The organism is cf. Phormidesmis sp. LEGE 11477, assembly GCF_015207105.1.
In the GTDB taxonomy this organism is placed as follows: domain Bacteria; phylum Cyanobacteriota; class Cyanobacteriia; order Phormidesmidales; family Phormidesmidaceae; genus Phormidesmis.
This window is the reverse complement of record NZ_JADEXO010000033.1, coordinates 39,464-51,971: the sequence shown is the minus strand read 5'-3', so window position 1 is coordinate 51,971 and position 12,508 is coordinate 39,464. Positions and strand designations below refer to the sequence as shown.

Here is a 12,508-nt window from a genome sequence, read left to right as displayed (position 1 = left end):
GGAGATGCTGCAGTGCTTCGAGCGACTGCTAGAGCGTCAGCCAGAGATGGTCGGTAAAGTGAACCTGGTGATGACAGCGGTAAAAGCCGCCGCTGGGATGCGGGTTTATCAAGAAGCCCAGCAAACAATTGAGCAGCTAGTCGGTCAGATCAACGGGCGGTTTTCTAGTTTGGGCTGGACGCCGATTGTGCTCTTTACTGAGCCTTTGCCGCAGGAGGATTTGATGGCGTTTTATAAAACGGCTGATATTTGCTGGATTTGTCCTTTGCGAGATGGGTTGAATTTAGTTGCCAAAGAATACGTTGCTGCTCATGGTGGGGAAGATGGCGTGCTGATTCTCTCTGAATTTACAGGCTCGGCAGTAGAGCTACCAGAGGCGCTGCTGACTAATCCCTATTCTTCTACTCGGATGGATGAGTGTATCGATGCGGCGCTGGTAATGTCGCCTGAAGAGCAAAAGCAGCGCATGGCCAAACTGTATAAAGCAATCTGCCGCTATGACGTGCAGCAGTGGGCCAATCATTTATTTAGAGAGGCAAAGGCAACTTCCGTTCAGACTAGCGCTTCTTTGCTGTCTTAGAAATCTGCTCTGTTAGGTCTAGAACGACCTTGCACAGATCTTGTTTAAGCAGATTTTAGATCCTGATCTGGTATCCGAAGATCCTCTTTAGATACAGACAGGGGCAAGAAAGGTTCGGTAGGATATCATCGTAGCTTTCTCCTTGCTAATGCCTTCACAGACATCTTCTACAACTCGCGATTTTTCTGTAACTGAGTCTACTACTTACGATGTGATCGTGATCGGTGGAGGAATCAACGGGGCGGCAACAGCTAGAGATGCGGCTCTGCGGGGATTGAAGACTATTATTATTGACAAGGGCGATTTTGCCAGCGGTACGACTAGCTGGTCTTCGCGCCTAGTGCATGGCGGCCTGCGCTATTTAGAATATTTTGAATTTAATCTGGTGCGTGAATCACTGGCTGAGCGTGAGATTTTACTGAGGTCTGCGCCGCATTTGGTGCATCCGCTGCAGCTAACCATTCCGATCTATGACAAGGGGTCTCGCAGCTACTGGGAAATTTGGGCGGGGATGATTCTGTACGATATTCTCAGCTTCGATAAGAGCTTGCTGAATCATCGGATGCTGCCCAAGGCCAAACTGAAGCAGCTCTTTCGTGAGGTCAATCCGAAGGGGGTGCAGGGAGCCGGACAGTATTATGACGCGCAGGTAGAGTACGCAGAACGGCTGTGTCTAGAAAATATATTGAGCGCTCAGGAGGCCGGGGCGACGGCTTTTAACTATGTGAAGGTGATTCAGCTGGTGCGGCAGGGCGATCGCGTTACCGAGCTAGTTTGCAAAGACGAATTCTCTGAGTCGACCTTCACTATCAAGACTCACGACAAGAGCGTGATCGTCAATACTTCTGGCCCTTGGGTGGATAAGGTATGCGATAAAGGCACTCAGAACGAAGCACCTGCACCCATCGGCACGACACAAAAAATTGGCGGTACGAAGGGTAGTCATATCGTGGTTGATGACTTTCCCGGTGCGCCCGGCGCGGCTTTCTATGTGGAGGCTTTGACTGATAATCGACCGTTTTTCATTCTGCCATTTCTGGGCCAGTATCTGATTGGGACGACAGACTTGCGATTTAGCGGCGATCTCGATCGGGTGAAGGCCGATGATGATGAGATTGATTACCTAATTGCGGAAACTAACAAAGTCTTTCCCGCAGCGCGGCTGAGCCGAGAATCGGTGAAATTTACCTATTCTGGCGTACGGCCACTGCCCTACACCGAAAGCAAAAAGCCGGGCGCGGTCTCTCGTAACCATTTGCTATACGACCATGCCAAAGATGGCGTGGTGAATATGGTTTCTTTGATCGGTGGTAAGCTGACGACCCATCGGCGCGTGGGTGAGGAAATGGTGACGTGGGTTTATAAACAGCGTCAGCAGAGCGCTCCGCCTTGTAAAACTAGAGTCAACCCGCTGCCGGGGGCAATTTTACGAACAGATCAGCGAATTGTCGAGGCGATCGCAAAGTACGCGCCGCTGCTGGCTACAACCGTTGTTGACCATATTTTTCAGCGCTATGGGGCTAGGGCACTAGATCTGCTGACCTTAGTGGATGAATCGCCTGAGCTAGCAGAGCCGATTGTGGCTGGGCTGCCTGATATCAAGGCGCAGATTGTCTATGCCGTTCGTTCGGAGATGGCGCTGACTTTTGGGGATATCTGTCGACGCCGGACGATGCTGTCTTTACAGGCAAACTACGGGATGGGTGCGTTGGATGCGATCGCGCAAACCCTACAGACCTATTGCCAGTGGAGCGAACAAGACTGCGAGCAGGCGATCGCCAACTACAAAACGCTGATGGCCGAAAACTGCATTCCTGACTACGCCATCGAAAAAGTTCTAGGTGCCAAGCCACAGACAAACTCAACTCGCCCTGCGAGTGAAGTTGTTTCGCAGGTTGCGGTAGGCTAAAGGGCGATTGCTTAATAGAGGGGTATGAGCGTGCTCAAGCTAGCGGTTTTAGGACGAGGAGCATGGGGAAGTGCCCTTGCCCGCCTGGCAGAAAGTAATAATCACCAGGTCAAACTATGGTCGAGGCGGGGGGAGCTAAGTCTAGAAGATGTGATCGCCGATGCTGATGTGATCCTATCTGCTATCTCGATGAAGGGAGTCACTTCTCTAGCCCAGCAGCTACGCCAGCTATCGATTCCCCCTGCTGCTATTTTAGTGACTGCTACAAAAGGCTTAGACCCAGAAACCACGCTGACACCTTCGCAGATCTTTCAATCCGCTTTCCCTGACCACGCTGTCGCCGTTTTATCCGGCCCGAACCTGTCTAAAGAAATATCAGGTGGGCTGCCAGCGGCGACTGTGCTGGCTAGCAAAGATCTGACGGCTGCTACCACCGTTCAGCAGCTTTTCTCTTCGGACAGCTTCAGGGTCTATACCAGCAGCGACCCGCTGGGCGCGGAACTTGGCGGCACGCTCAAAAATGTGATGGCGATCGCCGTCGGTGTTTGTGATGGGCTTAATCTGGGTACGAATGCCAAGTCTGCTTTGATTACTCGGGCGCTGCCGGAGGTGATTCGGATTGGCCTACGTTTGGGTGCTACAGAAGTAGAGACGTTTTACGGGCTCAGTGGCTTGGGCGATATGCTCGCGACTTGTAGCAGTAGCCTCAGCCGCAATTACCGAGTTGGCTATGGGCTAGCGCAAGGCAAGTCACTAGAACAAATTTTAGAAGAGCTAGGTGGGACGGCTGAAGGAGTGAATACAACTCAAGTCTTGGTTGCGATCGCCAACCGAGAAGGCATTCCGGTTCCAATTTCAAGACAAGTGTATCGGCTGCTCTCAGGCCGCATTACTCCTAAAGAAGCAGTCGAGGCTTTGATGGAGCGTGAGCTGAAGCCAGAATCCTGCGATTTGTGAGTTTCTAAATCGGTGAAGGCGCTAATTTCCTAAAGATTCGCCAGGCGTGATTTCCTGGTTCTCTTTTAATTCCCCGTCGCTGCTTTTTTCTACTGTCACAGATTCTGTGGGCTCAAGGTCTACAGACTCAGGCGTTGGCAGGTTGTCACTGGGCGTGGCGGGGGCTGATAATTCTGTTGGAATGTCAAATGTATTGGTTGTTTCTTCGGGGATAACCTTATCTTCAGGCTCTATCTGAGTCTCTTGAGCTGGTGACAAGATCGTGTCATCGTCTGTTATCGCTGGAGCGACTGGTTCTGAGAATGGTGGTTCAGGTTCTTCCACACCTTTTGGGGTGGTGACGGGTTCACTCGCTTGAATAGGAGTCTGTTTTCTCCCAAACAATTTTTCAAATAGAGATTTCTTCTTAGGTGTTTCTGTAGGCCCTGAGACCGCCGCATCTGGATCTAGCTTTTCTACTGCGCTTTGATCAGGGGTAACTTCTGCCGGCTTAGATGAATCGACTTTAGCCTCACCAGCTTCAGAGCCTTCGATTTCGACTTCAGGTGCAGCTTCTTCTATCTCGATCTCTTCAGTCTCTTCAAATTCTAACTGTTCAGACTCTATGCCTGCTGGCGCTATCTCCTCTGTTCCTGCGTCGGCTTCTGAGGCTGGGGGCTCTAGCTCTCTATTATCTAGTGGATTGTCTAGTGGCTCAGGTTCTACCGTTTCAGCATCAAGTGCTTCATTAGGTGCTTTGATCTTTGGCTCTTTGGTTTCTACATTCTCCGTTTCCAATCTTTCTTCTAGGCTCTTCTGTTCTGGACTTTCTTCTTCTATTTCTGTATCTTCAATTTCTTCAGTTTCTCGCTCTAGATCTTCTCGCTCTAGATCTTCCAAGTTCTTGACTTCGAGTTCTTCGTCTTCGGTTTCTGCTTGCTTAGCTTCGATTTCATTCGGCTCAGTTGCTTCGGGTGGCTCGGGTGCAGTTACTTCTAGAGGCGGCTGATAGTCTAGATCGACAATTCTACCCACTTGCTGCAGCGATAGCTCTCCTCTCACTAGCTGAGCGAGGGCATCTCGCTGAGTTGGATCATAGTCAATCACTCGAATGGTGCTGTTGAACTCGTTTTCGATGGGTTGGCCTTGCTCGTCTATCAGTGTGAGCTGTACCCAGTTCCTGCCTGGTTCAAAGCCCCTAAGGTAGATTGGCTGCCATTGGTCGACAACAAAGTCCCTGCCGTTGACTGTTCCACGCACTTTCCACTCGGGCAGCTCATCTTCTGGATTTTCTTGCGCTAGGAAATGCAGCGGTGCATTGGTTAGATAAAAGTCGAGCAGCAGTGGCTCCGCGCCAAAAGTGCCCTGCGGTTCGACCAGGGTGAGGAGGGGAAGCTCTGGATCGGGCGCGTTTTCGTTGGTTTTACCGAAGAGGTGAAAGGTCGTTTGGGCGTAGGCCGTTTCGTTCTTGAAGCTTTCCCCCCAAGGCCAGACGGCGATCGCCCGTAGGGTATGGCTACCGGGTGCTAATGCTTCTAGCGTGATGGGCTCTTCTAGGCTGTAAACCGATCGAGCAGGCTGGTTGTCTAGAATGAGCTGAATATGGGGACCTAACCCTATTTCCTCGTCTTTATATATAGAGAAGTTTTGAATGTTGAGCTGGACTTCTATTTGGGTGTCTTCGATGACCTGGTCGGGCTGGGGATAGGCGATCGCCACTTGGGGCTGCTGATCAGATTGCAGTTCGGCAAGGTCTGAAAAGATAGCGGGCGGGGCGACCTCACTAATCGGCCCACTTAGCCGCCGCACCTCATTACCATTAGGAATGTCCGGCAGTTCTGCTAGGCGGATTTGACGAGATTGACTAGTGCAGCTCGATAGCGACCAGCTTACTAGCAGGCACACCAGCAGTGGTAGGACGTTTTGGCACCTTCTTCTGAGAGCACCTTTCAAGCCTCCCAGTCTTTGCACAAATTTCTGCTGAAAAGACTGTTTTTGAAAGGACTTTTTGAGGTAAGTCGCTAACTCGGATATCTTTGCTACCAAACCCACTACCATCGATCTCAGTCCGCATTGTTATCATCTGATCATATGGGACGAGTGTCTTTCTTTCTGGCTTTTTGATTCGCGCTTAACTGGGGATGCGATCACCTATCGCCGTCTTTTGAAGCGATTCTTTTGTATGCACAAGAGCTGTAAACAGAATCTTTAGTTTTTAACTCTGGCAATAAAAGTTATTAAAAAGGCAAGAATCTTTTCTTTGTCCTAGAGTTTGGTCTATGGAAAATGTTGAAAACCGCTCGTCAGCTCGTCAAAAACAGCGGAAAACCTCGTCAAGAACAATAGAGTCTATAGAGTATTGCGTTTTGTTAAAACAGGTGGCATTCCTTTGATACCTCGTAAATTACTCTGGCTTGGAATCCTTCTAGCATCAGGATTTTCGGTGGTTGAACTATTGTTAACTCTTCGTCATACACCGCCAAACTCGTGACTATAATACGTGAGAACATTCCCCCTTCTATGCTCAGGTAAAGAAGTGCTTTAGAGAGTGCTTTGCCGACTGCCTAGCCTGGTTAGCAAGTCAGTCTAGTGGCTTGCTTGGACGAAAACTCGAATGGGTTTTTGGGCTAAAGCTAGGTTTCGGTTAGGGCTATAGAGGGGATGCCGTTCTTTCTCTGTCTAGAGAGGAGAGTCTCCATGACAACTACCCCGCGCGAGCGGGAGGCCACTCCAAAGGCCAAGGTTGTAGTTGATAGAAACCCCACTCCCACTTCATTTGAAAGGTGGGCCAAGCCAGGTCATTTTGATCGGACTTTGGCCAGGGGACCTAAAACTACTACTTGGATTTGGAACCTTCACGCTGACGCTCACGACTTCGACAGTCACACTAGTGACCTAGAAGATATATCTCGCAAAATCTTTAGCGCTCACTTCGGCCACTTGGCTGTTGTGTTCATCTGGCTGAGTGGCATGTACTTCCATGGCGCTCGCTTTTCCAACTACGAAGCTTGGATGAACAACCCGATTGGCATCAAGCCTAGTGCTCAGGTTGTTTGGCCTATCTTTGGTCAAGAAATCTTGAACGCCGACGTCGGCGGTGGCTTCCACGGGATTCAGATCACTTCTGGCTTGTTCCAGCTGTGGCGCGCCTCTGGTATCACCAACACATATCAGCTGTACTGCACTGCTATTGGCGGTTTGGTGATGGCTGGATTGATGCTGTTTGCTGGCTGGTTCCACTATCACAAGGCTGCTCCTAAATTGGAGTGGTTCCAAAATGTGGAGTCGATGCTAAATCACCACCTAGCTGGTTTACTTGGGCTTGGCTCACTAGGTTGGGCTGGACACCAGATTCACGTATCTTTGCCGATCAATAAGCTGCTAGATGCTGGCGTTGCTCCTCAAGATATTCCGCTTCCTCACGAGTTCATCCTGGATAAGGCGCTCATGGCTGAGCTCTATCCAAGTTTTGCCCAAGGCTTGAAGCCTTTCTTTACTTTGAACTGGGCGGTGTATTCAGACTTCTTGACCTTCAAAGGGGGCTTGAATCCGGTAACGGGTGGACTATGGCTGTCTGATACCGCTCACCATCATTTAGCGATCGCAGTCTTGTTCCTAGTCGCTGGTCATATGTACCGTACCAATTGGGGTATCGGTCACAATATCAAGCAGATCTTGGATGGTCACAAAGGCGATCCGCTGCTGTTTGGCGGTGAAGGCCACGTTGGCATGTTTGAATTCCTAGTGAGTTCTTGGCACGCGCAGCTAGCGCTAAACCTGGCTTTGCTAGGATCTTTGACAATCATTGTGGCGCAGCATATGTATGCGATGCCGCCTTATCCCTACTTAGCGACTGACTACGGTACGCAGCTTTCGCTGTTTACTCACCATATGTGGATCGGTGGCTTCTTAGTGGTAGGTGCAGGTGCACACGGTGCGATCGCCCTCATTCGTGATTACGATCCGGCTAAGCATGTTAACAATGTGCTCGACCGCGTTTTGCGCGTTCGTGATGCCATCATTTCTCATCTCAACTGGGTCTGTATTTTCCTTGGCTTCCATAGCTTTGGTCTCTACATTCACAACGACACCATGCAGGCTTTGGGCCGTCCCCAAGACATGTTCTCGGATACGGCGATTCAGCTTCAGCCTATCTTTGCCCAGTGGATTCAGGGTTTGCACACCGCTGCCACTGCCACTGCTGGTACTGCGCCCAACGCGCTGGCTCCGGCTAGCTACGCATTCGGCGGCGACGTCGTAGCCGTGGGCGGTAAAGTCGCGATGATGCCAATTACGCTTGGCACTGCCGACTTCATGGTTCATCACATTCATGCGTTCACCATTCACGTGACCGTACTCATCCTGCTTAAGGGTGTGCTGTATGCTCGTAGTTCTCGCCTTATCCCCGATAAGAGTGAGCTGGGCTTCCGCTTCCCTTGCGACGGTCCTGGTCGTGGTGGTACTTGCCAAGTCTCTGCTTGGGATCACGTGTTCCTAGGTTTGTTCTGGATGTACAACTCGATCTCGATTGTGATTTTCCACTTCAGTTGGAAGATGCAGTCAGATGTTTGGGGCACCGTGTCTGATAACGGCACAATTTCTCACATCACTGGCGGTAACTTTGCAGCCAGTTCAACCACCATCAACGGTTGGCTGCGTGACTTCCTGTGGGCGCAAGCTTCTCAGGTGATCAATACCTATGGTTCGGCGCTGTCGGCTTACGGTTTGATGTTCTTGGGTGCTCACTTTGTTTGGGCATTCAGCCTAATGTTCTTGTTCAGCGGTCGCGGCTACTGGCAAGAGCTAATTGAGTCGATTGTTTGGGCTCACAACAAGTTGAAAGTAGCTCCGGCTATTCAGCCTCGCGCATTAAGCATCACTCAGGGCCGAGCAGTGGGCGTTGCTCACTATCTTCTAGGAGGGATTGCCACGACGTGGGCGTTCTTCTTGGCTCGAATGTTATCGGTAGGTTAAGGAGCGCGGAGGAAACATAAAACATATGGCAACTAAATTTCCAAAATTTAGCCAAGCTCTTGCACAAGATCCGACTACTCGTCGGATCTGGTATGGGATTGCCACAGCCCACGACTTTGAAACCCATGACGGGATGACAGAGGAGAATCTTTACCAAAAGATCTTCGCTTCTCACTTCGGTCACCTGGCGATCATTTTCCTCTGGACTTCTGGCAACCTGTTCCACGTCGCTTGGCAAGGCAACTTTCCACAGTGGACACAAGATCCACTCAACGTAAAACCGATCGCGCATGCGATTTGGGATCCTCACTTTGGTCAGCCCGCAGTTGATGCGTTTAGCCAAGCGGGTTCTAGCAGCCCGGTCAACATCGCTTACTCGGGTGTGTATCACTGGTGGTACACCATCGGTATGCGTACCAATGGCGATCTGTATGCTGGTGCTGTTGGTCTACTGGTCTTGGCGGCGGTGATGCTGTTCGCTGGCTGGCTGCACCTTCAGCCCAAGTTCCGTCCTAGCCTTTCCTGGTTCAAGAATGCTGAATCTCGCCTCAACCACCACCTGGCTGGTTTGTTTGGCGTCAGCTCTTTGGCTTGGACTGGTCACCTAGTTCACGTCGCCATCCCTGAGTCTCGCGGTGTGCATGTTGGTTGGGATAACTTCTTGACCATGAAGCCTCACCCTGCTGGCTTGCAGCCATTCTTTACTGGCAACTGGGGCGCTTACGCTCAAAATCCTGATACGGCTGAGCATGTGTTTGGCACGTCTACAGGTGCGGGCGATGCGATTTTGACCTTCTTAGGTGGCTTCCATCCTCAGACGCAGTCTCTGTGGCTGACGGATATGGCGCATCACCATTTAGCGATCGCAGTCCTCTTCATCGTGGCTGGCCACATGTACCGGACAAACTTCGGTATTGGTCACAGCATCAGAGAGATCTTGAATACGCACCGTCCCCCCGAGGGCACTCCGTTAGGTGGCGCTTTGGGTGCGGGTCACAAGGGTCTTTATGACACGCTAAATAACTCGCTGCACTTCCAGCTTGCTTTGGCGCTAGCTTCTTTGGGCGTGGTTACGTCTCTGGTTGCTCAGCACATGTATGCGCTGCCGCCCTATGCGTTCATCGCTCAGGACTTCACCACTCAAGCGGCGCTATACACCCATCACCAGTACATCGCTGGCTTCATCATGATGGGGGCGTTTGCTCACGGTGCGATCTTCTTAATCCGGGATTACGATCCGGCGGCGAATGAGAACAACGTGCTCGCACGGGTTCTAGATCACAAGGAAGCAATCATCTCTCACCTGAGCTGGGTTTCTTTGTTCCTTGGGTTCCATACGCTCGGCCTCTATGTCCACAACGATGTAGTGGTTGCGTTTGGTACGCCTGAGAAACAGATCCTGGTTGAGCCTGTGTTTGCCCAATGGGTGCAGGCCGCTTCTGGTAAGGCGCTCTACGGCTTTGATACGCTGCTCTCTAACCCTGATAGCATTGCGACTACGGCTTGGCCTAATGGCGGTAACGTCTGGCTGCCTGGCTGGTTGGATGCGATCAACAGCGGCAGCAACTCCTTGTTCTTGGCGATTGGGCCGGGTGACTTCTTGGTTCACCATGCGATCGCGCTCGGTCTTCACACCACCACTTTGATCTTGGTCAAAGGTGCGTTAGATGGCCGTGGCTCGAAGCTCATGCCCGACAAGAAGGACTTCGGCTACAGCTTCCCTTGCGACGGCCCCGGTCGTGGCGGCACTTGCGACATCTCGGGTTGGGATTCGTTCTACCTAGCGATGTTCTGGATGCTCAACACCATTGGTTGGGTCACCTTCTACTGGCACTGGAAGCATTTGGCCATCTGGAGTGGTAACGTCGCCCAGTTCAATGAGAGCTCAAACTACCTCATGGGCTGGCTACGCGACTATCTCTGGCTGAACTCTTCTCAGCTAATCAACGGCTACAACCCCTACGGGATGAACAACTTGGCGGTTTGGGCTTGGATGTTCCTATTCGGACATTTAGTCTGGGCGACTGGATTCATGTTCCTCATCTCCTGGCGTGGTTATTGGCAAGAACTCATCGAGACCATTGTCTGGGCTCATGAGCGCACGCCATTGGCTAACCTGGTTCGCTGGAAGGACAAGCCCGTTGCAATGTCCATCGTTCAAGGTCGTTTGATCGGTCTAGCTCACTTTACGGTGGGGTATGTACTGACCTACGCGGCCTTCCTGATCGCGTCAACCTCTAGTCGATTCGGCTAGTCGTTATAAAACGCGAATTAGATAGATAAGATGAAGCCTCTCAGCAATGCTGGGGGGCTTTGTTTTGAGCTACTGGTAGCTACGAGAGAGAATTTGAAATACGTCTTTGAGTAGGAGAAAGCAAAGTTGCCATCGATAGATTGGTGTAGCTCCTTCTAAACAATTAGACTGGACTCGTACAAAGTAGCTACGCACAGCATGAGCATTAGACCGTTAGAGAATCTATGGAACTTTGCGTTAGACAACCCCGAAATATCAATAGCCATAGTGACCGCCTTGTCTGGTGGTTTAACTTGGTTGTTCCGAACATATCAAAAACCTGTGAGGGACTGGTTACATAGTAGAAAGGTGAGGAAAGGGCGGACAAACGGCAGAGATTCTGGAAAAAAACCAAAAACACCGCCATCACCACAAAACTGGTTTGTCAACGTAGGAGAACATAGAGGTCATTTGAAATGGGAGGACTGCGTACGTTACGGCTGTATTAGCGCTGGAGGAGGGGCTAGATATAGGCGGGCGTTACAGAAATTGAAGCTAGGCGATACTGTTTATGCATACATAACGGGCTCCGGTTATGTTGGCGCTGGGAAAGTGTCAAGCATAGCTGTTCCTATTGATAAGTTCATTACACAACCGCACAATACGCCACTAGTAAAGCGAGAGCTAGCTACAACCAATATCAATAACCAACTAAATAAGTTAGACACTGACTGGGTCGCTGGAATAGCATGGTCCAAAATTTTCGATAGAGAAAACGCAAGCAGGAAGACAGAACACTACATAACGACGGCTTGTGAAATTCAAGACGATAAGAGATTGGCTTCCTTACGTAAGACGTTTGGTACGTAAGACTCTGACTGGTGCAGCTTTTCTATTCTCACCTGTTCACAAGTTCGAGCGCGTTGCAGAAACTTACAAGACTAGCGAGTAGAGCATTGTAGTAAGGGTAGGCGTCGCTGCGTTCGGCTTTTAGTTTGGCGTACAGCGTTAGCTCGGGTTCTGAGGCTAGGGTCGTTTGGGGAATGGGTAAGCCTGCATTGGTGAGGCGGGTGCGGGCGATCGCGATCAGCAAAGCCCCGACTGTGTCATTCCGATTATTCCGAAGATCTTCCAAGCCAGGTAAAATCAGCTCTGCTCCAGGCAGTACTTTGAGATTCATAACTGATCCTCACTTGAAGAAGACTCAAGAAGTTCAACAAGGCTCTCTACTTTGACACTCAGCTCATCAGCGTCAAGTGAGGGAAAACGGATCAACTCCGGTTTGATTGCTTCAACTCCACTGCGTAACGCTTGCACGGAAAATAGCTGCTGCTTGTACATAGCACGTACGTCGTCGATGTCACGCTCAAACCCTCTTGATACTTTTGAAAGTGCCTGAGCTGTAAAGTCGTAGTGATAGAAAGATATTTGGCCGCGCTTAGCGATGAACTGACTCCTACTTTGCCAACCAGGAAGGGGAGGCAGAAAATCTTGAGGGGAAGCTAGTTCAATATTGATATTGAGAGTCTGTTTGATTTTTGCGATCGCCTGAAAAATACCCAATGGCTCAGGATCTAGACGGATATCAATATCCACTGTAGAACTACGCCACCCAATAAGTAAGGCGCTCGCACCACCTGTGAAGTAAATACGTCCTGAGCCACGGGCTTCTTTACCCATGATAGTCATGAGCTGCTCTATCTTTTGAGGATCGACGTCTGAACGCATTAAAGTATATGTTTTGGCATTTGACTAGTATCATAGGCAGATTTGTGTGCTTCTTAAAACGTTTGGAACCTGACTTCTTGGTTAGCGCGGATTCAATCTGCGCTTGCCCTACAGGAGCACCTTTTGTTTTAAGCGCTTTTTTGCGTGC

Annotated in this window: 9 protein-coding genes; 6 read left to right on the top strand and 3 right to left on the bottom strand. The window is 50.4% G+C overall.

Features of this window, described 5'->3' with window-relative positions; all coding sequences use genetic code 11:
* From IQ256_RS11875 to IQ256_RS11865, 3 genes are all read left to right on the top strand, one after another.
* Window positions 1-580 (top strand): trehalose-6-phosphate synthase (locus IQ256_RS11875; RefSeq protein WP_193855761.1); only part of this gene is annotated, 580 nt, incomplete at its 5' end.
* Between the two features lie 148 nt (window positions 581-728).
* A complete protein-coding gene (glpD, locus tag IQ256_RS11870) occupies window positions 729-2,489 on the top strand; it encodes a glycerol-3-phosphate dehydrogenase (RefSeq protein WP_193855760.1) in 1,761 nt (586 codons plus the stop codon).
* A 24-nt stretch (window positions 2,490-2,513) separates the two neighbouring features.
* A complete protein-coding gene (locus tag IQ256_RS11865; RefSeq protein ID WP_193855759.1) occupies window positions 2,514-3,446 on the top strand; it encodes an NAD(P)H-dependent glycerol-3-phosphate dehydrogenase in 933 nt (310 codons plus the stop codon).
* Window positions 3,447-3,467: 21 nt separating this feature from the next.
* Here IQ256_RS11865 and IQ256_RS11860 read toward each other — a convergent pair whose 3' ends face one another.
* Entirely contained in the window at window positions 3,468-5,483 is a 2,016-nt protein-coding gene (locus IQ256_RS11860; RefSeq protein WP_193855758.1) for a hypothetical protein, read from the bottom strand.
* A gap of 639 nt (window positions 5,484-6,122) precedes the next feature.
* On the opposite strand from IQ256_RS11860, the gene psaA reads away from it, so the two are divergent.
* From psaA to IQ256_RS29610, 3 genes are all read left to right on the top strand, one after another.
* Entirely contained in the window at window positions 6,123-8,399 is a 2,277-nt protein-coding gene (gene psaA, locus IQ256_RS11855) for a photosystem I core protein PsaA (protein WP_193855757.1), read from the top strand.
* Between the two features lie 25 nt (window positions 8,400-8,424).
* The gene (gene psaB / locus IQ256_RS11850; RefSeq protein WP_193855756.1) at window positions 8,425-10,653 is read left to right on the top strand and encodes a photosystem I core protein PsaB; all 2,229 of its coding nucleotides are present in this window, start codon (window positions 8,425-8,427) and stop codon (window positions 10,651-10,653) included.
* Window positions 10,654-10,851: 198 nt separating this feature from the next.
* Window positions 10,852-11,502, top strand: coding sequence for a hypothetical protein (locus tag IQ256_RS29610; RefSeq protein ID WP_228024803.1), 651 nt, complete (start codon window positions 10,852-10,854; stop codon window positions 11,500-11,502).
* Window positions 11,503-11,530: 28 nt separating this feature from the next.
* Here the strand turns inward: IQ256_RS29610 and IQ256_RS11845 are convergent, their stop codons facing one another.
* Together IQ256_RS11845 and IQ256_RS11840 are read right to left on the bottom strand one after the other, a co-directional pair.
* Complete coding sequence (locus IQ256_RS11845) at window positions 11,531-11,812, bottom strand: hypothetical protein (RefSeq protein WP_193855755.1); 282 nt, start codon at window positions 11,810-11,812, stop codon at window positions 11,531-11,533.
* Window positions 11,809-12,360, bottom strand: coding sequence for a DUF6036 family nucleotidyltransferase (locus IQ256_RS11840; RefSeq protein ID WP_193855754.1), 552 nt, complete (start codon window positions 12,358-12,360; stop codon window positions 11,809-11,811). The genes IQ256_RS11845 and IQ256_RS11840 overlap by 4 nt, the downstream gene beginning before the upstream one ends.
* Window positions 12,361-12,508 lie beyond the last annotated feature (148 nt).

Bases quoted from the DNA above. Each gene is read 5' to 3' on its own strand.
- glpD (WP_193855760.1), top strand. From the start codon at position 729: ATGCCTTCACAGACATCTTCTACAACTCGCGATTTTTCTGTAACTGAG.
- IQ256_RS11865 (WP_193855759.1), top strand. From the start codon at position 2,514: ATGAGCGTGCTCAAGCTAGCGGTTTTAGGACGAGGAGCATGGGGAAGT.
- IQ256_RS11860 (WP_193855758.1), bottom strand. From the start codon at position 5,483: ATGGTAGTGGGTTTGGTAGCAAAGATATCCGAGTTAGCGACTTACCTC.
- psaA (WP_193855757.1), top strand. From the start codon at position 6,123: ATGACAACTACCCCGCGCGAGCGGGAGGCCACTCCAAAGGCCAAGGTT.
- psaB (WP_193855756.1), top strand. From the start codon at position 8,425: ATGGCAACTAAATTTCCAAAATTTAGCCAAGCTCTTGCACAAGATCCG.
- IQ256_RS29610 (WP_228024803.1), top strand. From the start codon at position 10,852: ATGAGCATTAGACCGTTAGAGAATCTATGGAACTTTGCGTTAGACAAC.
- IQ256_RS11845 (WP_193855755.1), bottom strand. From the start codon at position 11,812: ATGAATCTCAAAGTACTGCCTGGAGCAGAGCTGATTTTACCTGGCTTG.
- IQ256_RS11840 (WP_193855754.1), bottom strand. From the start codon at position 12,360: ATGCGTTCAGACGTCGATCCTCAAAAGATAGAGCAGCTCATGACTATC.